Source organism: Candidatus Manganitrophus noduliformans, assembly GCF_012184425.1.
Taxonomy (GTDB): Bacteria; Nitrospirota; Nitrospiria; order SBBL01; family Manganitrophaceae; genus Manganitrophus; species Manganitrophus noduliformans.
Genome location: NZ_VTOW01000003.1, coordinates 355,136 through 375,993, shown reverse-complemented (window position 1 = coordinate 375,993; position 20,858 = coordinate 355,136). Strand labels below are relative to the sequence as shown.

The window sequence follows — 20,858 nt, the reverse complement described above, 5'->3', positions numbered from 1 at the left end:
CCTCTTAATGAGGCGGCTTACGCTTCGTTGAACACCCGTTTGTAAATCGTTTCGATATGGCTGACGAACTGCCGCGGATCGAAGCAAGCCTCGATCTCCTTGACGCTCAACCGTTTCGAGAGGTCGGGGTGTGAAAGAATCGCCTTCTTAAACGATCCCCCCTTGTTGAACACCGCCATCGCCGCCGATTGAACAATCTCGTATGCCTTCTCTCTTTTCATCCCTTTCTGGATTAATAATAGCAGAACCTTCTGAGAGTAGATCGTTCCACCCGTCAAATCGAGATTTCGGGTCATCCTCTCCGGGTAAACGAAAAGCCCTTTCATGATCTTCGTAAAACGCGCCAGCATGAAATCGAGCAGGATCGTGCTGTCGGGCAGAATAATCCGCTCCACCGACGAGTGGCTGATATCCCGCTCATGCCAAAGCGGCACATTCTCCAAAGCGGCATGGGCGTGGGAGCGAATGACCCGCGCCAAGCCGCAGATGTTTTCGCAGCCGATCGGATTGCGCTTGTGCGGCATCGCGGAAGAGCCCTTTTGGCCCTTTTCAAACGGCTCCTCCGCTTCCAGCACTTCGGTCCGTTGGAGATGGCGGATCTCCGTGGCGAATTTATCGAGACTCGCGGCGATCAACGCCAGCGTCTGAAGAAACTGGGCGTGGCGATCCCTCTGAACGATCTGGTTCGAGACCGGCTCCGGGTTCAGCCCGAGCTTTTCGCAGACGAAGGTTTCGACCGAAGGGTGAAGATGGGCGAACGTCCCCATCGCGCCTGAGATCTTTCCAAACGAGACGATCTCTTTCGCCTGCCCCATCCGCAGGAGGTTTCGCTTCGTCTCCTCATACCAAAGGGCCATCTTCAGACCGAAGGTGATCGGCTCGCCGTGGATTCCATGGGAACGGCCGATCATGACCGTCTCTTTGTGCTCTTCCGCCTTCTGCTTCAACACCTCCAGGAGGCACTGAAGGTCCTCGATTAAAATATCGGCCGCCTGGACCATCTGGACCGCCAGGGCGGTGTCGAGCACATCGGAAGAGGTCATTCCCATGTGGAGGTAACGCCCCTCCTCGCCGACCTTCTCCGTAATCGACGATAAAAAAGCGATCACATCGTGCTTGACCGTCTTTTCCAGTTCGTCGATCCGGACCGGATCGATCTTCGCCTTCGATCGAATGGTCTTGAGCGCCGATTTCGGCACCTCCCCCCGATCGACCATCGCCTCACACGCCAGAAGCTCAACCTTCAGCCAGGTTTCATACTTATTTTTTGATTCCCAAATCGCCGCCATCTGAGGCCGGCTGTAACGTTCAATCATTTTCCGATCTCGCTAACGAATAAGAGTGGCTCCAAACATACGATCCGTTTTTGATCCGTTGTTGGAGGGCCCTTGCTTTTTCACCGTCTTTGACGACAAAGGTCAAATCAAACGGCTCCAGTTTTTTTGTCTCCTCCATCCCCTTGAGAAAAGATTCCATCAAAAGGATTGGGTCGAGTGACCGCGAGGGAGGAGGGAGTAGTTCCATCGCGCACTCGCGCGCCTGAAGTCCCATCATCACCCCGGCGATTCGCTTGGCGATCAAGCCGAAGTCGGCCGCCTCATAAGCGTTGGCAGGACCGAGTCCGGCCAAGATGACCTTGGGAACCTGCATCTTCTGTTGGGTCGCCAAAAGGAGAATCTCACCGAGCTTCCCGGTGACTCTCCCCTGCATTAAAAGGTTCGAGAAAATTCCGCCGTAGAGCCAATCGACCTCGCCGGCGAATCCCCGGAGAGGCCGGACATCTTCGAAGCAGGAAACGACCAAAATTTCCGCATGCAGCTTCGTCAGCTTCCCGGAGAAGATCCCTACCCGCACTGTTCACTCCAGATGTCCCCGTCCACCGGATGCGATCCGTTCAGGAGTTCGATACCGACTGGACAGGACCGACCGGAACGGTTACATGGCCCCGTGCTTCAGGTCGGTCAAACCGGACGTCGTTTCATCCCGGTGGATTCGGTCGAGAATTCCATTTACGAATGCCCCTGAATCCTCGCTTCCATACTTCTTTGCAATTTCGATCGCCTCATTAATGGTGACCTTGGGCGGAATCTCTTTTAAATAGAGCATCTCGAAGATTGCGAATCGCAGTATGTTTCGGTCGATTGCGGCCATCCGATCGCGCGACCAATGCTGTGTATATTTTTCAATGATCGGATCGATCTCGGAGAGGCGCTTCAAGACCCCGTTGACCAGGATTTCGGTGAAGGCTTTCACCTGCGGAAGCGATTCGTTTTCGGCCCAGAAAGAAGAAGGGATCTCGATGCGGTCTTCCGTAAAATCGATCTGAAAAAGCAATTGAAGGGCCAGCTCTCTGGCCTTTCTTCTAAAACCCATTTTTTACACCCGGTTTAGTCTTACTTTAATGTTCGATACAAATGAGCCGTCTCGATCGCCGCCAGGGCCGCCTCGGCCCCTTTATTGATCTCATTTCCCGATCGCGCGATCGCCTGTTCCATGGAGTCGGTGGTCAACACGCCGAAAATAACCGGGAGCCCCAGTTCCAGAGAGAGTTGACCGATGCCGCGGCTGACCTCGGTGGAGATGTAATGAAAGTGCGGGGTCTCCCCTTGAATGACGGCCCCCAAACAGATCAGTGCGTGAAATCGTCCCAGGAGGCCCAACTTCTTGGCCGCGCCGGGAATCTCAAAAGCGCCCGGCACCTTTACGACCTCAATATCCTCCGGGCCGACCCCCTGTTCTCCCAGGACCCGAAGCGCTCCCTTCAAGAGCGGATCGGTAATCGATTGGTTGAACCGGCTGACGATAATCCCGAAGCGGAACCCCGCCCCATGGGTCTTTCCCTTCCATTCCAAAACCTGAGACTGAAACGGCGGAAGGCTTCTCTTACTCCTCCCGCCTCCCGCCTTCCGCTTTCCGGCATTTTTCACCACATTAGACATTATCAAGCATATGTCCCATTTTATTCTTCTTGGTTCTCAGATAATGGACATTCTTTTCATGCGGCGCAATTTCGAGGGAAACCCGTTCGACCACTTCCAAGCCGTAACCCTCGATCCCGACGATCTTGCGCGGATTATTGGTCATCAGTCGAATTTTGCGAAGCCCCAAGTCGACCAAAATCTGCGCGCCGATTCCGTAATCTCTGAGATCGGCCTTGAAGCCGAGCTCGAGATTCGCCTGGACGGTGTCTTTACCGCCGTCCTGCAACCGGTACGCTTTCAGCTTGTTGACCAAACCGATCCCCCGACCCTCTTGGTTGAGGTAGAGGAGAACGCCGGTTCCTTCCTTCTCGATCCGGCCCATCGCCGCGTGGAGTTGTTCGCCGCAGTCGCATCGCTTCGATCCAAAGATATCTCCCGTGACGCAGCCGGAATGAACACGGACCAACATCGGCTGGCTCCCCTCGATCTCCCCTTTCACCAGGGCGATATGCACCTCATGATCGATTTCGTTCTGATAAACGACCGCATTAAAATCGCCATATTCGGTCGGAAGCCGAGCCTCGCTGACCCGATGCACCAGCGACTCCCGCTTCATTCGATACTCGATGAGATCTTTGATCGTCACCAGTTTCAAATCGTGCTGCTTGCCGAACTCGATCAGATCGGGAAGGCGGGCCATCGTCCCATCTTCATTCATGATTTCACAAATGACCCCGGCCGGAATGAGGCCGGCCAGCCGCGCCAAGTCGACCGAACCTTCGGTCTGACCGGCTCGCTTCAACACCCCTCCCTTTTGGGCGCGAATCGGAAAGATATGGCCGGGCCGAACAAGATCGCCGGGGCGCGTGTCGGGATGAATGGCGGTTAAAATCGTGACGGCGCGGTCTTTTGCAGAGATCCCGGTGCTGACGTCCTTTCGGGCGTCGATCGAGATGGTAAAAGCGGTTCCGAAAGAAGAGGTGTTCTCTTGGGCCATCGGGGCGAGTTGAAGTTGCTCGGTCCGCTCCTCCGTCAAGGTCAGGCAGACCAAGCCCCGGCCGTACTTCGCCATGAAATTGATCACTTCGGGGGTGACTTTTTCGGCGGCGATGACGAGGTCCCCTTCATTCTCCCGATCCTCGTCGTCGCTCAGAATGATCATCTTCCCTTTTTTAATGTCGGCGATCGCCTCTTCGATGGTGTGAAACTTCATAACCCTTTGTGCCCTTTGAGAAAAATAAATAGGTCGGATCGAATGTAAATATATAAGAAACCTGGGGTCTTGTCAAACCATGCAGCGTCTATGACGCGGGAGAGCAAAGCCGGAAATGTATAAAAAAGGGGCCTGTCCGTTGAGGACAGGCCCCTTTTCCGGTGGAACTTGTTTTTAAAGATCGTAGTAGAGAAAGAACTCGTACGGATGGGGCCGCAGCCGCATCGGGTCGATCTCTTTGCTCTTCTTATATTCCATCCAGGTCTGCAAGATGTCCTCGGTGAAGACATCCCCTTTGAGCAAGAAGGCATGATCGGCCTCCAGCGCCGCCAGCGCCTCATCAAGGCTTCCCGGCATCTTGCGGACCTGGGCCGCCTCCCGCGCCTCCAGCTCGTAGAGGTTTTTGTCGATCGCTTCTCCCGGATCGATCTTATTCTCGATTCCATCGAGTCCCGCCATCAACATGGCGCTGAAGGCCAGATAGGGGTTGCAGGTGGGGTCGGGGAACCGGACCTCGATCCGCTTCGCCTTGGGATTGTTCGAATACATCGGAATTCGGATCGACGCGCTCCGGTTCCGGCTCGAATAAGCGAGGTTGACCGGCGCCTCGTAGCCGGGGGTCAACCGCTTGTAAGAGTTGGTCGTCGGGTTGGTTAATGCCGCCAGGGCATGCGCATGCTTCAAGATGCCGCCGATATAGTAGAGGCACATCTTGCTGATGCCGGCGTATTCATCCCCCGCAAAAAGCGGCTTTCCCTTCTTCCAAATGCTCTGATGGGTATGCATTCCGGAGCCGTTGTCGCCGAAGAGCGGCTTCGGCATGAAGGTGACGGTTTTGCCGTGACGCTTCCCGACATTCTTCACGATATACTTGTAGAGCATGAGCTTGTCGGCCATTTTGACCATGGAATCGAACCGCATGTCGATCTCGGCCTGACCGGCGGTCGCCACCTCATGATGCTGCTTTTCAACATGAATGCCGGCTTTTTCCATCTCCCGCACCATCTCGGCCCGGATATCTTCCTGGCTGTCGATCGGCGCGACGGGGAAATAGCCCTCTTTGTTTCGCGGCTTGTACCCGAGGTTGGCTCCCTCTTTTCCGGCGTTCCAGATCCCCTCTTCCGACTCGATGAAATAATATCCGGAGTTCATGTTCTGATCGAACCGGATGTTGTCGAAGATAAAGAACTCGGCTTCCGGACCGAAAAAGGCGGTATCGCCGATCCCCGATGCCTTCAAATAAGCCTCGGCCTTTTGCGCGATGTAGCGCGGATCTCTCGGATAAGGCTCATTGCGGATCGGATCTTGAATATTGCAGACGACCGAGAGGGTCGGGATCTTGGTGAAGGGGTCCATGATCGCGGTATTGGGATCGGGAACGGCAAGCATATCGCTGTCGTTGATCGCCTGCCAACCCCGGATGCTCGATCCGTCAAAACCGGAGCCCTCTTCAAATGTCTTCTCTGTAAACTCGATCATGGGGACGGCAAAATGCTGCCACATGCCGGGAAAGTCGACGAATTTAAAGTCGACCATCTCCGCCTTGTTCTTCTTGGCAAACTCCATTACTTCCTTGGGTGTCATGTCTTCTCCTTTCCCTCTTCTCCGATGATTTGATGATCTTCTTTACTTTTGATCCGGTTTTTCTTTGCCTGATAAAAACTGCGATACCGATTGGTGATCGGCATCCGTCGATCTTTGCCCAGGGCCCGCGGGGTCAGCTTGATCCCGGGAGGGGCCTGTCTTCTCTTAAACTCCGATAAATCGACCAAGGCGATCACCTTCGCAATGACCGCCGGATCGAACCCCATCGCAACGATTTCATCGTAGGACTTATCCTCCTCGACATACGCCTTTAAAATCGGATCGAGAAGCTCGTAAGGAGGAAGGGAATCCTGATCGGTCTGATTGGGGCGGAGCTCGGCGGTCGGAGGACGGGTGAAAGTCCGCTCCGGAATCACCGGTTTCCCCTTTTTATTTCTCTCCGTCGCCAGCTCATACACAAGCGTCTTCCAGACATCTTTGATCACGCCGAAACCGCCGGCCATATCGCCGTACAACGTCGCATACCCGACGCTCAACTCGCTTTTATTCCCGGTCGTCAGGACCAGCCACCCGAATTTGTTCGAGAGGGCCATCATCAGGTTTCCGCGAATCCGCGACTGCAGGTTCTCTTCGGTGATGTCGGCGGGGAAATTCTTGAATTCGTGAGAGAGAAGCGAAAGATACGACTCGAAGGACGATTCAATCGGGAGGGTGATCAAGCGGATTCCCAGATTTCGCGCCAACATCTCGGCTTCCTCCTCGCTCTCTTGCGAGGTGTAGCGCGAGGGCATGAAAACGCCGATGACATTCTCTTTCCCGAGCGCATCGACGGCGATCGCCGCCGTCAGAGCCGAATCGATTCCCCCCGAAAGGCCGATCACCCCTTTTTTGAAACCGTTCTTATGAACATAATCGGCCAAGCCGAGCGTCAGGGCGCTGTACATCTCATCGAGACGCGAAAGACGATCTTCCAGAGAAGGTAAAAGGGGCTTCAACTTCCCCTTCCGTTCCGTATGACCTAAGACAATCTTCTGAACCTCCGGGAAAACACGCTCCCGCTTCTCCGTCCTGCGCCGGGGATCGTGCAGCCTGGCGCGGAAAACGGAATCGACCGAAAGATCGATCATGATCAACGATTCGCGAAACTGCTTCGCCCTGCAGAGAATTTCCCCCCGTTCATTTGCGACAAAGCTTCCCCCGTCGAAAACAAGCTCATCCTGTCCGCCGACGAGATTCACGTAGGCGATGATCGCCGCATTGTCCCGCGCGCGGGTTGCGATCATCTCTTCCCGGAATAATCCTTTCCCCGCATGGTACGGAGAGGCATTGATGTTGATGATCACTTCGGCCCCCCCGCCCAATGCCTGCGCGAAGGTCGGCCCTTCCGGGTACCAGATATCCTCACAGATATTCACCCCGAGGGTTATCCCGTTCAAGGTGAAAACAGGCGCCTCTTTTCCCGCCTGGAAATAACGGTTTTCGTCGAAGACGCCATAATTCGGAAGATGAGATTTGTGGTAGACGAGCCGGACCGCCCCATCGTGGATCACTGCGGCGGCGTTGTAGATATCTTCTTGTCGATCGACGAAGCCGACAATCGCGGTCAGCCCCTTGCAACGCTTCGCCACCTTGTGCAAAGCCTGGAGGTTCTCCTCGATAAACTGGGGTTTCAAGAGGAGATCCTCGGGGGGATAGCCGGAGATGGCCAGCTCCGGGAAAGCGATCAGATCGACCTTGTTTCCTTTCGCCCGCTCGATTGCCTCCGAGATCTTTTGAACGTTTCCCGCAAGGTCCCCGACCGTACTGTTGATCTGGGCCAGCGCCAGCCGAAGGGTCCGCATCGATCTCCAAAATAAAACGCCTTGCAATCGACGATTGCAAGGACGACATTGTCCCTAAAAAAATGGCGTCTTCTCCGCGTGGAGAAGACGCCATTGTCTTCCAAGTTTCCGAAAATGAATTGAGTAGGATTTTATCATATCGCAAAAATCTTGTCAAGAAAAATCCCTTTCCCATCCGCTATTGTCATTCTCAAATACCGCCCCTTTCCCAACCCCCGTTTTGGACCGGCCGCGCCAATTCTCTTCCCGCTTCGGAGAAGAGATCCGAAAGGGCCTCCGCGATTTTTTTAGAACACAAGCCAAGCCTTTCCCCCCTATATTGACTCGCAGAAAAACCTTATGTTACTTTTTATAAGATGCAAATTATTCCGAGGTTTACCTTCATAATCCGCCGACATCTCCCCCCTTCCCATTGTAAGTGGAAACCTGGAGTCCCGAATGAAGATTGCGCAAATATCCCCTCTCTTTGAGAGTGTTCCGCCCAAGCTTTACGGGGGAACGGAACGGGTCGTTTCGGTATTAACCGAAGGACTGATCAAAAACGGCCATGACGTAACCCTCTTTGCCAGCGGCGATTCGAAGACCAGCGCACGTCTTGTCTCGGTTTGCCGTGCGGCGTTGCGATTAAGTAATGTCAAAGATCCTTACGCGGACCATATTCTTCAACTTTCGACGGTTTACGATCATGCCGAAGAATTTGATTTGATCCATTCCCACGCCGATTACTTTACCTTCCCTTTTGCCCAAAGGAGCGCCACGCCGACCGTGACGACGCTGCACGGCCGGCTCGATATGCCCGAACTTCAGGGAATCCACCGTTATTATAAGTCGCATCCGCTGATCTCGATCAGTCACAGCCAACGGACCCCCTTTCCCTTCGCCAATTGGGTCAGCACCGTTCATCACGGCCTGCCGATGGAGAAGTATCGTTTCCACCCGGAACCGGGGAGCTACCTCGCTTTTCTCGGAAGGATCGCTCCTGAAAAAAGGGCCGACATCGCCGTCGCCGTCGCGCAGAAGACAGGTATCCCCCTGAAAATCGCGGCCAAAATCGCCGATCAGGATCGCGACTATTTCGACGCGGTGATCCGGCCGCTGATCAAGCCGCCGCTGGTCGAATATATCGGGGAGATCGGCGACGAGGAAAAAAACGTTTTCCTCGGCGACGCGCTGGCGCTCCTCTTCCCGATCGACTGGCCGGAGCCGTTCGGCCTCGTCATGATCGAATCGCTCGCCTGCGGCACGCCGGTGATCGCGCGGCCTTACGGCTCTGTGAACGAAATCTTGGTCCACGGAACCACCGGCTTCATTCATTCCGAGGTCGATGATTTGGTCCGCGCGGTCGAGCGGATCGGCGAGATCTCCCGAAAGGGATGCAGAGAATATGTCGAGGACGCCTTCTCGGCCGAAAGGATGGTCCGCCGTTACGAGCAGGCATATGAAGAGGTCATCGCCTTTTGGAACAGGCCGCTGTCGGCGGACGAGCTGGCCGAAGCGGCCTGACCTCCGAACGGACGCGCGGGCCGCATCGGATGAATCAAGGGATCACACCCTCTTTCAAGGAGACAGCATGAACGACGAGACCGCCCTCCGGGACGATTATTATATTTTAACCTCTCCGGTTGCGGCCGGAATCAAGAAGCTCAGCCTGAAGCAGGAAGAAGGGTTCATCGTCTGTGACAAGTTCGGCAACTTCAGAAGCCGTTTTCAGGGAGAACTGGGATTCTATTTCGAGGGAACACGATTTCTCAACCTGCTGGGGCTTCGGATCAACGAGGAATTTCCCCTTTTCCTCTACTCGACGGTCTCCTCCGACGACAGCGAGATTCTCGTCGATCTGACCAACCCCGACTACACGATCGACCGCCACCTCGTAATCCCCCGGAACACCGTTTTTATCCGCAAGCGGCTCCTTCTCTATCGGAATACTTTTTTTCAGACCCTTCAGTTCAAGAACTTCCATACCCATCAGATCGAATTGAAGATCTGCCTCCAGTACGGCGCCGATTTTTTGGATGTCTTCGAGATCCGCGGGACCGAGCGGCCGAAACGGGGCGAGCTCTTCCCGCCGGAGTATCAGCGGGGGGCGGTCTCATTCAAATATTCGGGTCTCGACGACATTCTCCGAAGTCTTCACCTCAAGTTCGATCCTCTCCCGGAGGAGGCGAACGGGGAGGAGGCGACCTTTTTCATCCGGCTTCCGCCGCAAAAAGAGTGGGAGCTCCACCTCTCGGCGACCGCGCTGACCGGAGAGCGCCGATGGAACAAACGATGGAACTTCCCGCAGGTGATCACGCGGGTCCGGAAAGGGATTATCAAGTGGGAACAGGAGCGAACGCGGATCGTCACGAGCAATGAATCCTTCAACCAGCTGCTCAGCCGATCCCTCTCCGACATCCGGATGCTCGAGACGGAGACCCCGCACGGCCCCTATCCTTACGCCGGCATTCCCTGGTTCGTCGCCCCGTTCGGCCGGGACGGGATCATCACCTCGCTGGAGATCCTCCCCTTTCAGCCCCAGATCGCCCGCGGGACCCTGCAATATCTCGCCAAGCTTCAGGGGAAAGAGCACAATCCTTTCCTCGATGAGGCGCCGGGGAAGATCATGCACGAATACCGAAAGGGAGAAATGGCCAATCTCCGGGAGATCCCCTTCATCCCCTATTACGGAAGCGTCGATTCAACCCCGCTTTTTTTGATTCTGCTTCATCAATACCTCTCGTGGACCGGCGACGTCGCGTTTGTCGAATCGCTCTGGCCGAATGCCCTGGCGGCGCTGGAATGGATTCGAAAGTACGGCGATCTCGATCAAGACGGCTATATCGAGTACCACCGGGAGTCGCCGATCGGTCTGCAACAGCAGGGGTGGAAAGACTCACACGATTCGGTCTTTCACGCCGACGGAAAATTCGCCGATTCTCCGATCGCGCTGGTCGAAGTGCAAGGGTATCTCTACGCGGCGCTGGTCGGACTCGGATCGATCGCCTCGCAGCTTGGGAAGATCAACCTGCAGATGGAGTTGATCAGCGAAGCCCAAGCATTGCGCGAGCGGTTCGATCGTGATTTTTGGAGCGACGAGAAGCAGTTCTATGCGCTGGCGTTGGACAAGGATAAGAAAAAGTGCGAGGTGGTCACCTCCAATCCGGGCCACTGCCTCTGGACCGGGCTCATCGACGACCGGAAGGCGAGGAAGATCGCAGACCGGCTCATCAGTCCCGACATGTTTTGCGGATGGGGAATCCGGACCGTTGCGGAAGGGGAACCGAGATACAATCCGATGAGTTATCACAACGGCGGGGTCTGGCCGCACGATAACGCGATCATCCTGGCCGGATTCAAACGGTACGGTCTGAATGAACATCTTCGTCTGGTTGCGACCGGCCTCTTTGAATCGACCCTTTTTCTCGAAAACGGACGGCTGCCGGAGCTCTTCTGCGGTTTTGCGAGGACGATGGGTCACGGCCCGACCCCTTATCCGATCGCGTGCAGCCCTCAAGCCTGGTCGGCCGCGTCCATCTTCTCCGTCCTCAGCTCTTTTTTAGGCCTATCGGCCGATGCGCCCAATCAACGCCTCTACTTCACCGACCCGGTCCTTCCGACCTGGCTCAAATGGGTCGACATCACCAACCTTCAGGTCGGAAACGAGCGGGTCGACTTTATCGTTCGGGAGGGAAGAACCGGCGCCTTGATCGAGGTAACCAACAAGTCGCCGAAGGTGGAAGTTGTTACGAGGAGATGACGACGTTAAACGAACAACCTTTAACGTTGTTACCCCTTTCTCACCCGCCTCGCCTGCAGCACCCCTTCGACCTTCTCGATGCTTTTTAAGACTTTTTCGAGATGTTTGGTGTCGGTGATGTCGATGACGAAGTGGAGGGTCGCTTTTTTGTCCTCGGTCGTGATGATTTCGGCCTGACTGATGTTGGCGCCGGCGCCTGCAATCGAAGTGGAGACGGAGGCGAGAAGACCGGGCCGGTCGAGGGTCAACACGGAGATATCGACCGGATGGGTCGCCGCGATCCGCTTGTCCCAATCGACTTCGACCAGCCGGTCTTTGTCGTAATCGAGCTCGTCGATGTTCGGACAGTCGACGGTGTGGATCGAAAGGCCCCGCCCCCGCGTGATGAAGCCGATGATCTGATCTCCCGGAACGGGATTGCAACATTTGGAAAGGTGGATCATGATATCATCCAGGCCGCTCACCTTCACCTCGCTTTTGGCGAGGCCGACCTTCTTGATGAACTTGTCCTTGAGCCCCTCCTTCATCCGGGGCTCCGGCAGGAGGGGCTTGATCACATGATGCGCCGACACCTTCCCGTAACCGATCGCGACGAAGAGCTCTTCGATCGTCCGAATCCCCTGCTCCCTGAGGCCGGTTAAGATCTGATCCGATTTGAGGACCTCCGACGGGCTGAGGTTCTCCTTCCGAAGCTCCCGCTCCAGAATCTTTTTACCGATATCGAGGCTTCGGGCCCGCTCTTCCTCTTTGATGAGGTGCTTGATCTTCGCCTTGGCTTTGGAGGTCTTGACGATTTTCAGCCAGTCTTTGCTCGGGACGTGCGTCGGCGAGGTGAGGATTTCAACCGTATCGCCGCTTTTGAGCTGATACCGGAGGGGGACGATCTTTCCGTTCACCTTGGCCCCCACGCAGTGATTGCCGACCTCGGTGTGGATGGCATAGGCGAAATCGATCGGGGTCGCCCCCTTGACCAGCTCTTTCACGTCTCCTTTCGGGCTGAAGATATAGACCACATCGGTGAAGAGATCGGTTTTGACCGAATCCATGAACTGCCGCGTGTCGGAGAGCTCCTGCTGCCACTCGACGAGCTGCCGAAGCCAGGCGAAGGTTCGTTCATCTTTCGGATTGAGGGTCCCCCCCTCCTTGTAAGTCCAGTGCGAGGCGATCCCTTCCTCCGCAATCCGATGCATCTCTTCCGTCCGGATCTGGAATTCGACATGCCGCCCTTCCGGGCCGACGACGGTCGTATGGAGCGACTGATAGAGATTCGACTTCGGGATGGCGATGTAATCTTTAAACCGCCCCGGCACCGGCCGCCAGAGGGAGTGGATGAGACCGAGAATGGCATAACAATTCATCTTGTTGTCGGTGATGATTCGAATCCCCATGAGGTCGTAGACCTCTTCGAAAGGGATCGCCCGCTTCTCCATCTTGTGATAAATCCCGAAGAGGTGTTTGTATCGTCCGGTGACTTTGCAGGCGAAACGGTTTGCCGCCAGCTCTTTCTGAATCGCTTCGATGACCGACTCCATATATTTTTCCCGCTCTTCGCGGCCGGTCTTCACTTTTTTGACGAGCGAGAGGTAAATATCGGGCTTCAGGTATCGAAGACAGAGATCCTCCAGCTCCGACTTGATCCAGCCGATCCCGAGCCGATTCGCCAGCGGAGCATAGATCTCAAGCGTCTCTTGGGCGATCCGCTCCCGTTTTTCTTCGGCCAGCGCATCGAGGGTCCGCATATTGTGGAGCCGGTCAGCCAGCTTGATCAGGATGACCCGGATATCCTCCGCCATCGAGACGATCATCTTCCTGAAATTCTCGGCCTGTTTTTCCTGAACGCTCCGGAACTCGATCTTTCCAATTTTCGTCACGCCGTCGACCATGGCGGCGATATCTTCCCCGAATTCCCGCGTCAGCTCTTCTTTTGTGTGAAACGTGTCCTCCACCACGTCGTGCAGCAACCCGGCGACGATGGAGGGAACGTCGAGCTTTAATTCGGTCAGAAGGTTGGCGACCTCAAGCGGATGCTGAAGGAACGGCTCCCCGGATTGGCGGAGCTGTCCCGCGTGCGCCTTCTCGGAAAAGGCATAGGCCTTTCTCAGAGGCGAGACGTCGGCCTGCGGCGCATAGGCGTGGATCTGCCTGACGATATCTTCTAGCGTCAGCTTCTTTGCCGGGCGTTCCTTAAAGATCAGTCGATTCAGCATTGCTCTTCCGGGCGCTGTTCAATCGCCCCCACCCTCCGAATTCTTTTTAATCTGAGAAAAATCCGTGGCTCCCCCTGCCAGGTCCACACTTCCGGGGCAAAAGCGAGATCGACGGCCGCTCCCTCTACAAAATCGTTCCAAGGAAGATTCATTCCGCCGGGCCCAACGACATCGAAGGTCCATCCCTTCTTGTCCCGAACCTTAAAGCGGACCGACCGATCGAGCTCCCGTTGCAACCCGATCAATGATATATTCCGCGCCAAGAAGACCGGCTCCGGATGGGCCGGTCCGAACGGGGCCAACGGCGCGATCGCGCGAATGAAATCGAAAGTCACCTCTTCCAGCTTGATCTCGGCGTCGATCCAAAGCGTCTCGGATGTTTCGACCGAGGGAATTTCCGAGAAAACATTCACCAGCCCCTCTCGAAAGAGATCGACGCGATCGGCCCGAATCATCAGGCCGACCGCTCCGGCATGGCCGCCGAATTTCTCAAGCAGAGCGCGGCAAACCGAGACCGACCGGTGGAGGTCGATCCCTTCGACCGATCGGCCCGATCCTCTCCCGATCCCTTCCGGCGAGAGGGCGATGACGATCGCCGGACGGCGATACCGTTCTACAAGGCGCGATGCGATGATCCCGACGACCCCCGGATGCCACCCTTCCGAAGCGAGGACGAAGAGCGGATGGCGATCCGCATCTCTCATCTCCGACACCTGTCGCTCCGCCTCTTCCCACATCCGCATCTGAATCCGCCGGCGCTCCCGATTATACGCCTCCAATCGCTCTGCCAGAGGGAGCGCTTTCTCTCGCGAGGGAGCGGTCAAGAGGGCGACCCCCTCTCCGGCGTGGTAGAGACGGCCCGCGGCGTTCAGCCGCGGGGCGAGACAATAACCGAGGGTCTGCTCGTTCGCGGAAGCCCGGTCCTCCCCGGCGATCTCAAGGAGCGCCGCGATCCCCGGCCGGATCCCCTCCCGGATCACGCGAAGACCCTCGCTGACGAAATAACGATTCTCTTCGGTCAGCGGCGCCACGTCGGCGACAGTCCCCAACGCGACCAAATCGAGAAGCGGGCGGAGCCGCAACGGGGAGAGCCCCGATCCTTTAAAGAGCCCCTCCGCCAATTTGAAGGCGACACCGACGGAGGAAAGGCCCCGAAAAGGGTAAGGGGTCTCCTGAGGTGGTCCCTCCGGGTTCAAAAACGCAACGGCGGGGGGGGCCCCTCCCGCAAGCTGATGATGATCGACAATGATGATGTCGAGTCCGAAGGAGGCCGCCTCTTTAATCTCCGCGTGGGAAGTCGTGCCGCAATCAACCGTGATCACCAGCGCGGTTCCGGCCTCCCGCGCCCGCCGGAGGGGGGGAAGATGCAAGCCATACCCCTCCTCGAATCGATCCGGAATGTACACATCGACAGGATAACCGAGCAGCCGGAAGGTTTCCACCAAAAGGGCGGCCCCCGTCATCCCGTCCACATCATAATCGCCGTAAATCAGGATCTTCTCATTTCTCTCGATCGCCTGCAGGATTCGCGCGGTCGCCCGTTTCATCTCCCGGAACAGGAAGGGATCGTTGAGAAGGTCGGTGGAAGGGTCCAAAAACCCCTTTACGGACGACGGCCCGACCCCCCGTTGGAGGAGCAGGCGGGCCGTGATCGGGTGGAGAGAAAACCGCGCCGAGAGACGCCGCGCCTCATCCAGGTCGATCGGCCGGACTTTCCAGAAAAGATCCTCTATCGCGGCGGTCGGCCTCATAAAATAGCCTCGTGCGGCACTCCGATTCTTCTTTCAACTGTTTTGCTTCCGTTCACGTTCCACATGGCTTAATCGTAGAATCATCGGAAGGGATTGTCAAGCGAGGAAACACCCGAAGTAGGGGAAAACTCAGACGAAATACTTGGCCACATCGATTTTATATTTGCCGGCGTCGATCGCATTGACGATCTCATATTTGAAATGGCCGCTCTCGTTTTGCTCGCAAAGATCGACCAGCTCTCCATGCGCCTCATTTCCCTCGGCATCCATGACCCGCTTTACCTTGGGGCGGTCGCCCCGCTCCGGGTTCGGATTGGAGGTGAAGACCACGCCGATCTCTTTGGTATTCAGCAGAACCAGCGTTCCGATCGGATAGACGCCGATCGCATTGACGAAGAGCTTCATCAGGATCGGGTCGAACGCCTTACCGCTTTTGCTCAACATGAACCGAAGCGCTTTATCGGGAGGGAAAGGAACCCGGTTGTAAACCCGGGAAGAGGTCAAGGCATCGTAACAATCGACAATGCAGATGATCCGTCCGAGGAGGCTTAAGTTTCGCTTCTTCGCCAACTTGGGGTACCCGGAGAGATCGTAATTGAGATGATGCTCAAAGGCGCCGATCGTCACCCGGATCGCCATGTCGTTGACCCCTTTGAGGCGGACCAGCTCTTTGACCGAAAAGATCGGATGGCGGCGCATGACCTTCCACTCTTCTTCGGTGAAGTCGGTCGGCTTGTTCAACACATCGAGCGGAATGCCGAACTTGCCGAGATCGTGGAAAAGTCCCGCCATGCCGAGCTCGCAAAGGCGCTTCTTGCTGTAGCCGAGCCGCTGCCCGATCGCCAACGCCAGGATGCAGACGTTGACCGAATGATTGTAGGTGTATTCGTCGTGGCTTCTGAGATTGGTCAATCCAAGGAGGGTCGAATCTTCCTGCATGATCAGATCGACCATCGATTGAACGATCCGCTTGGCCCGCTTCAGGCTCACCGCTTGGCGGAGCTTCACACTCTCCATCACCTCGCCGACCGCCGTCACGGTATTGAAATAGGTCTTCTTCGCCAGATCCTTTTCATTATCCTCGGTGGCCTGCGCGACCTCTTCCTTTTCCTTCTTCTCCTCCAGGAATAAGATCTGCGGATTGGTCAGGCCGGCGTCTTCCAGCTCCTTCTCCAGCCGCTCGAACGGTTCGGGAAGGCGCGTATCAAGAGAAGCAAACAGAGAGGAGAACTTTCGTATCTCCCGCTCCCCGATCCCCCGCGAGAAGACGATGCTCCCGACCTTCCGCTTCTTCATCTCTTCATTCACCAGCATGAAGTTGGTGAAGATGTCGATATCGAGCTTTAATTTCATGTCGCCGAGGAAGAGGGCCTCCCCCTCCAGGCTCAGCGCCACCTCGGGATCGTCGATGAAGAGATCGCCCAGCGTTTTGCCGAAGTTCTCCGCCGGCTGCTGCAGCGCCACATTTCCCGCGTCATGGATCTGGGAGGTCTTGATCAAGATGGCAAATTGATTGACCACCTGCTTTCCAAGCTGGGCCCTTTCTTCATCGTAGCTTCGCACGGCGGTATTCCGGCTCATGTTTTCCCCGCTCCCAATAGCTCCAGCGCTTTGACGCACGCCTCGCTGATCGGCTTGCTCTTCGAACCGCTTCCCTCTCGAAGCGCCTCCACGGCGGGAGGGCTCCCGATGCGCTGAAGCGCAAAGGCGGCGCAGAGCCCCATCTCCTCCGCCCGCGCGTTCTTAAACAGACTCCACTTTACCTCCAGGAGCCGCCGCAATCGAGGAACCACCTTGTCTCCCCCGATCTTTGCAATGGCATCGAAGATTTCCTTTTTCTCGTGCATCTCCTTCTCATCGAACTCTTTGGATGTAAGGAGGTTCATCAGCGGCTCCAGCCCCTCCTGGGACTTTCTTTTGGCCAGGGCCCGGGTCGCAAAGAGACGGTTGGAAAGATCCGGATCGGAGAGGACCTTCACCAGAAGATCGTTGGTCTTCGGGCTTTCGATCATATCGAGCGCATGGAGCGTTTCCTTCCGAACTTTGGGATCTTTATGCTGGAGCAGACGCGGGAAACTTTTAAGCGCCTTCGGATCCCCGATTTTCCCGACCACATAAATTAAATTTCTCACGAGAAACCAACGATCATCCTCCAGCTTTGAAACAAGGAAGTCGACCTGCTGGGTTCCCAGCTTGACCAGGATTTCACAAAGAACCCGCCGCGCTTTCATTTTGTCGACCGCGCCGAGCAGTTCCACCAGAGAGGGAACGATCTGTTGATCAAAAAACATCATCAGAGAAGAAAATTCTTCCAGCCGGTCCGGCTCGCATTCGTTTAATACATTTTCCAACATCCCGATCCGTTTTGGATTTCCGGCCTGGATCTTCGCCTTCTGAATCTGATCGACCAAAGGTTGCGGCAAGCCCATCGATGGATCGATCATCTCCTGGAAAAACTCCAGAATCGCGCGCGCGTGTGGGAAATCCCCCTGCAGAAGAAGGCTCTCGAAGATATTATCGATGATACCGAGGATTTCACCGAAAAGAGCCGGGTCCCGCTCGATCCGGAGGATGTCGAAGAGAATCCCTTCCAGCTCCGCCACCATATCGAGCTCTTCTTCCCCCCGGACCTCCGCCTTCATCTTGCGGATTTCCTCATCGGTGAGCTTGAAGATATGGAGCGATGGGATTTCAACCCCCTTGGGGGCCTCCAGCGCCTGGGGCGCCGCCTCTTGATGGAACATTTCCCGAAGCTGATTCGGATTGGCCGGAACGGTTTGCATCTCCTTGCACTCTTCCGCCCGGACGTCTCCTTGGAGCTCGTCGACGACGATATATTTCACGTGCACCAGATGTTTTTCCCAGAGGAGGGTGACGATGTCGTCGTCCACATTGTCTCCCTCCCCCCGCTTCCCGATCACTTCAAGGAAGGTGATCAGCTCTTCTTTCTCGATCCCGGGATGGAATGAGAGCTCCCTCAATCCGTCGATGAAAAGCTTGAAGGCCACGCTCTCCATCCGATTCGCGTTCTCGTAAACCGGCTGGCCGGAGCAAAAGAGCTCGAACTGTTTGATCCGCAGTCGGAGCGGACCGTGCTCGGTGAGGTGACGCTGGATTTTCTCCGCCAACTCGTTGATGAATTTTTGATGAATCGGATTGTTCGGCAGGTAGATCTGGAGGGTCTTGGTGGTCTTTGTCAGATACTGAACGATCTCTTTGGCCGATTTTACCTCTTCCTTGTCGTACGCTTCCCCTTCTTCAACGGGCTCTTCATCGGCCATCGGCGCTTCAGCTCTGTCATCCATGATTGATCCTCAAAAAGCATAAAAAGTATATATCACGATCCCCATAAAGTCAAAAACTTGACACCCAAAATCGATTTCAGTAAGATCGATCCTGCATGGAAAATGAATGGCTCACAAAGGAGGCGTTTTGGGAAGATTGTCGGCGGAATCCGATCGATCCTCTTCTCCGGCTGCTTCTCACGTCGGACGGAACACTCATTCGCCATCTGGAATCGCTCTTCCTGGCTTCGGTGAAAGTGACCATTCAAGATCAACGGGAAATACTGATCGACGAGGAACACGCTTCCCGAATCGGGATTCCCGCGGGAGAAAAAGGAATTCAACGAAAGGTCTGGCTGTCGGCGGGAGGGGGGAGGAAGGTCTTTGCGGTCTCCATCTTTCCCCTCTCCGGATTGAAACCCGATTTTCATCAGGAGGTTCTACTCGGTCAGAAACCGATCGGTCGGATCATTGAGGCGCAACAGCTTCCGACCCGCCGAGATCGGCTGGAGATCACCCGCCTCGCCCTCCCGCAGGTCGCCGAAGCGCTCGGACTGCAACCACGGGAGTTATTTTGGGCAAGACGTTACCGCTTAAACATTTCCGATCAGGTCTCGGGCGTCATTTTCGAGGCATTCTCACCCTCCCTTTTCTCTTCCTCCTCGTTTTCGCCCTGACCGGCTGCGGGGCCCGACTTCATCACGGGACCCGATTCGATCAGATCGATCAGATGGCATGGATCCCCGCCGGGGAATTCATGATCGGATCGGATGAGGTGGATGAGACGAAGGAAGCGATTCAGCTCGGTTTCCCTCGCCCTTGGTTCGAGGATGAACATCCTCTCAGGAAGCGATCCCTCCCCGGCTTCTACATCGATCGGCACGAGACGACCCAGGAAGCGTATTTCAAATTTGTCACGGCGACGAACTACCCGCCCCCCGCCCATTGGCCCGACGGGCGGGTGGAGAAGGGAAAAGAGCGGCATCCGGTGACGAACGTGGACTGGTACGAAGCCAACGACTATTGCCGATGGGCCGGAAAGCGGCTCCCCACCGAAGAGGAATGGGAAAAAGCGGCGCGCGGCCCGGAGGGCCGCCGGTATCCCTGGGGGGATACCTTCGAGATCGACCGGGCCCATCTCTCATCGGGATCGGGTCTGAACGAGATCACCCGACCCGTCGGCAGCTTCCCCGCCGGGAAGAGTCCTTATGGAGTCGAGGACATGATCGGCAATGTCTGGGAATGGACCGACAGTTGGTATCTTCCCTATCCGGGAAGCGCGTTGCGGCATCCCGATTTCGGAATGAAGCACCGCGTCGTTCGAGGCCTTTCTTACTTGAGCCTGGGACATTATCCGGAGGGGGCTTACCGACGGGTGCTGGAGATCTATGCAAGGGCATCGACCCGATCGTACGATCCCCCCGCGGAGCGATTGGACGACGTCGGATTTCGATGTGCGAAGTCGAAGTAGGGTGATCCACGAATGAAGCAGCTTTGGCGGAAACGGCAAGAAGTCGCAAAACTGATCCGGCTCGACAAGCAATACGGGACCCTGCTGCTTCTCTTCCCCACCCTCTGGTCGCTTTTTGTCGCCTCGGAAGGAAGGCCCAGCTTGAAGCATCTTTCCGTTTTTGTCCTCGGCTCCTTTATGATGCGGAGCGCCGGCTGCGTGATGAACGATATGGCCGACCGGAAATTCGACGCCCGGGTCGAGCGGACGAAAGATCGCCCCCTGGCAAAAAATGCGTTGACGTTGATGGAAGCGCTTGTCGTTCTTTTCTTCCTGCTCTTATCTTCTCTGTTTTTGGTTCTCCTTCTCAACCCGCTGACGTTCCTCCTCAGCTTTGCAGCCCTCTTCACCGCCCTTTTCTATCCCTTCGCGAAGCGCTTCACCTATCTCCCGCAGATCATCCTCGGCGTCGCCTTCAGTTGGGGGGTCGTCATGGCCTGGACGGCGGTCCGGAACGAGCTCGCCCTGACCCCGTTTTTAATCTTGCTCGCCAATCTCTTCTGGGCCACCGGCTACGACACCGTTTATGCCTTGATGGATCGGGACGATGATCTTCGGATCGGCGTGAAATCGACCGCCGTCCTCTTCGGCGCGCAGAGCTGGATGGCGGTCAGTTTCTTTTATCTCCTTGTTATTTTCTTTTTGACCCTGGCCGGGAAACAGCTCGGGATGAATCTGATCTATTACCTCTCTCTGGCCGGCGCCGCCCTTTTGTTTTTCGGTCAGACAATCCAGCTTCGCAGATTGCCCGAGCGGCCGGCCCTTTTCGCCCTTTTCCGATCCCACGTCTGGGTGGGATTGATCATCTTGGTCGGGATTACATTGAACTATCATTTAAAGAATTAGA

Annotated in this window: 16 protein-coding genes; 5 read left to right on the top strand and 11 right to left on the bottom strand. The window is 56.0% G+C overall.

Annotation, left to right across the window (positions count from 1 at the left end; translation table 11 throughout):
* Positions 1 to 17: 17 nt before the first annotated feature.
* From purB to MNODULE_RS16355, 7 genes are all read right to left on the bottom strand, one after another.
* Positions 18 to 1,316, bottom strand: coding sequence for an adenylosuccinate lyase (purB, locus tag MNODULE_RS16385; RefSeq protein ID WP_168061810.1), 1,299 nt, complete (start codon positions 1,314 to 1,316; stop codon positions 18 to 20).
* A complete protein-coding gene (locus MNODULE_RS16380; RefSeq protein ID WP_168061808.1) occupies positions 1,309 to 1,854 on the bottom strand; it encodes a M17 family peptidase N-terminal domain-containing protein in 546 nt (181 codons plus the stop codon). The genes purB and MNODULE_RS16380 overlap by 8 nt, the downstream gene beginning before the upstream one ends.
* An 81-nt stretch (positions 1,855 to 1,935) precedes the next feature.
* Complete coding sequence (nusB, locus tag MNODULE_RS16375) at positions 1,936 to 2,373, bottom strand: transcription antitermination factor NusB (RefSeq protein WP_168061806.1); 438 nt, start codon at positions 2,371 to 2,373, stop codon at positions 1,936 to 1,938.
* A gap of 20 nt (positions 2,374 to 2,393) precedes the next feature.
* Positions 2,394 to 2,939 (bottom strand): 6,7-dimethyl-8-ribityllumazine synthase, encoded by a 546-nt coding sequence (gene ribH, locus MNODULE_RS16370; RefSeq protein ID WP_168061804.1) that lies wholly within the window; start codon positions 2,937 to 2,939, stop codon positions 2,394 to 2,396.
* Positions 2,932 to 4,134, bottom strand: coding sequence for a bifunctional 3,4-dihydroxy-2-butanone-4-phosphate synthase/GTP cyclohydrolase II (locus MNODULE_RS16365; protein WP_168061802.1), 1,203 nt, complete (start codon positions 4,132 to 4,134; stop codon positions 2,932 to 2,934). Before MNODULE_RS16365 ends, ribH begins: the two co-directional genes overlap by 8 nt.
* A gap of 174 nt (positions 4,135 to 4,308) precedes the next feature.
* Positions 4,309 to 5,718, bottom strand: coding sequence for a type I glutamate--ammonia ligase (gene glnA, locus MNODULE_RS16360; protein ID WP_168061800.1), 1,410 nt, complete (start codon positions 5,716 to 5,718; stop codon positions 4,309 to 4,311).
* Complete coding sequence (locus MNODULE_RS16355) at positions 5,715 to 7,520, bottom strand: NAD+ synthase (RefSeq protein WP_168061799.1); 1,806 nt, start codon at positions 7,518 to 7,520, stop codon at positions 5,715 to 5,717. The genes glnA and MNODULE_RS16355 overlap by 4 nt, the downstream gene beginning before the upstream one ends.
* A gap of 438 nt (positions 7,521 to 7,958) precedes the next feature.
* On the opposite strand from MNODULE_RS16355, the gene MNODULE_RS16350 reads away from it, so the two are divergent.
* Together MNODULE_RS16350 and MNODULE_RS16345 are read left to right on the top strand one after the other, a co-directional pair.
* On the top strand, positions 7,959 to 9,023 hold the full coding sequence (locus tag MNODULE_RS16350; protein ID WP_168061798.1) for a glycosyltransferase family 4 protein: 1,065 nt from the start codon (positions 7,959 to 7,961) through the stop codon (positions 9,021 to 9,023).
* A 67-nt stretch (positions 9,024 to 9,090) separates the two neighbouring features.
* Positions 9,091 to 11,259, top strand: coding sequence for an amylo-alpha-1,6-glucosidase (locus tag MNODULE_RS16345; protein ID WP_168061797.1), 2,169 nt, complete (start codon positions 9,091 to 9,093; stop codon positions 11,257 to 11,259).
* Between the two features lie 29 nt (positions 11,260 to 11,288).
* Here MNODULE_RS16345 and MNODULE_RS16340 read toward each other — a convergent pair whose 3' ends face one another.
* The 4 genes from MNODULE_RS16340 to MNODULE_RS16325 all read right to left on the bottom strand — a co-directional run bounded on the left by MNODULE_RS16340 (position 11,289) and on the right by MNODULE_RS16325 (position 18,522).
* The gene (locus tag MNODULE_RS16340) at positions 11,289 to 13,466 is read right to left on the bottom strand and encodes a RelA/SpoT family protein (RefSeq protein WP_168061796.1); all 2,178 of its coding nucleotides are present in this window, start codon (positions 13,464 to 13,466) and stop codon (positions 11,289 to 11,291) included.
* Entirely contained in the window at positions 13,460 to 15,217 is a 1,758-nt protein-coding gene (recJ, locus tag MNODULE_RS16335; RefSeq protein WP_168061795.1) for a single-stranded-DNA-specific exonuclease RecJ, read from the bottom strand. Before recJ ends, MNODULE_RS16340 begins: the two co-directional genes overlap by 7 nt.
* Positions 15,218 to 15,346: 129 nt before the next feature.
* On the bottom strand, positions 15,347 to 16,798 hold the full coding sequence (locus tag MNODULE_RS16330) for an HD-GYP domain-containing protein (RefSeq protein WP_168061794.1): 1,452 nt from the start codon (positions 16,796 to 16,798) through the stop codon (positions 15,347 to 15,349).
* On the bottom strand, positions 16,795 to 18,522 hold the full coding sequence (locus MNODULE_RS16325) for a HEAT repeat domain-containing protein (RefSeq protein WP_168061793.1): 1,728 nt from the start codon (positions 18,520 to 18,522) through the stop codon (positions 16,795 to 16,797). Before MNODULE_RS16325 ends, MNODULE_RS16330 begins: the two co-directional genes overlap by 4 nt.
* Before the next feature lie 95 nt (positions 18,523 to 18,617).
* Here MNODULE_RS16325 and MNODULE_RS16320 point away from each other — a divergent pair, with 95 nt between their 5' ends.
* From MNODULE_RS16320 to ubiA, 3 genes are read left to right on the top strand one after another with little or no spacing between them, the layout of a single operon-like run.
* A complete protein-coding gene (locus MNODULE_RS16320; protein ID WP_168061792.1) occupies positions 18,618 to 19,178 on the top strand; it encodes a chorismate--pyruvate lyase family protein in 561 nt (186 codons plus the stop codon).
* Between the two features lie 53 nt (positions 19,179 to 19,231).
* On the top strand, positions 19,232 to 19,972 hold the full coding sequence (locus MNODULE_RS16315) for a formylglycine-generating enzyme family protein (protein WP_238339601.1): 741 nt from the start codon (positions 19,232 to 19,234) through the stop codon (positions 19,970 to 19,972).
* Positions 19,973 to 19,984: 12 nt separating this feature from the next.
* Positions 19,985 to 20,857, top strand: a complete 873-nt coding sequence (ubiA, locus tag MNODULE_RS16310; protein ID WP_168061790.1) for a 4-hydroxybenzoate octaprenyltransferase — start codon at positions 19,985 to 19,987, stop codon at positions 20,855 to 20,857.
* Position 20,858 lies beyond the last annotated feature (1 nt).

Bases quoted from the DNA above. Each gene is read 5' to 3' on its own strand.
- purB (WP_168061810.1), bottom strand. From the start codon at position 1,316: ATGATTGAACGTTACAGCCGGCCTCAGATGGCGGCGATTTGGGAATCA.
- nusB (WP_168061806.1), bottom strand. From the start codon at position 2,373: ATGGGTTTTAGAAGAAAGGCCAGAGAGCTGGCCCTTCAATTGCTTTTT.
- ribH (WP_168061804.1), bottom strand. From the start codon at position 2,939: ATGTCTAATGTGGTGAAAAATGCCGGAAAGCGGAAGGCGGGAGGCGGG.
- MNODULE_RS16365 (WP_168061802.1), bottom strand. From the start codon at position 4,134: ATGAAGTTTCACACCATCGAAGAGGCGATCGCCGACATTAAAAAAGGG.
- glnA (WP_168061800.1), bottom strand. From the start codon at position 5,718: ATGACACCCAAGGAAGTAATGGAGTTTGCCAAGAAGAACAAGGCGGAG.
- MNODULE_RS16355 (WP_168061799.1), bottom strand. From the start codon at position 7,520: ATGCGGACCCTTCGGCTGGCGCTGGCCCAGATCAACAGTACGGTCGGG.
- MNODULE_RS16350 (WP_168061798.1), top strand. From the start codon at position 7,959: ATGAAGATTGCGCAAATATCCCCTCTCTTTGAGAGTGTTCCGCCCAAG.
- MNODULE_RS16345 (WP_168061797.1), top strand. From the start codon at position 9,091: ATGAACGACGAGACCGCCCTCCGGGACGATTATTATATTTTAACCTCT.
- MNODULE_RS16340 (WP_168061796.1), bottom strand. From the start codon at position 13,466: ATGCTGAATCGACTGATCTTTAAGGAACGCCCGGCAAAGAAGCTGACG.
- recJ (WP_168061795.1), bottom strand. From the start codon at position 15,217: ATGAGGCCGACCGCCGCGATAGAGGATCTTTTCTGGAAAGTCCGGCCG.
- MNODULE_RS16330 (WP_168061794.1), bottom strand. From the start codon at position 16,798: ATGAGCCGGAATACCGCCGTGCGAAGCTACGATGAAGAAAGGGCCCAG.
- MNODULE_RS16325 (WP_168061793.1), bottom strand. From the start codon at position 18,522: ATGGATGACAGAGCTGAAGCGCCGATGGCCGATGAAGAGCCCGTTGAA.
- MNODULE_RS16320 (WP_168061792.1), top strand. From the start codon at position 18,618: ATGGAAAATGAATGGCTCACAAAGGAGGCGTTTTGGGAAGATTGTCGG.
- MNODULE_RS16315 (WP_238339601.1), top strand. From the start codon at position 19,232: ATGGCATGGATCCCCGCCGGGGAATTCATGATCGGATCGGATGAGGTG.
- ubiA (WP_168061790.1), top strand. From the start codon at position 19,985: ATGAAGCAGCTTTGGCGGAAACGGCAAGAAGTCGCAAAACTGATCCGG.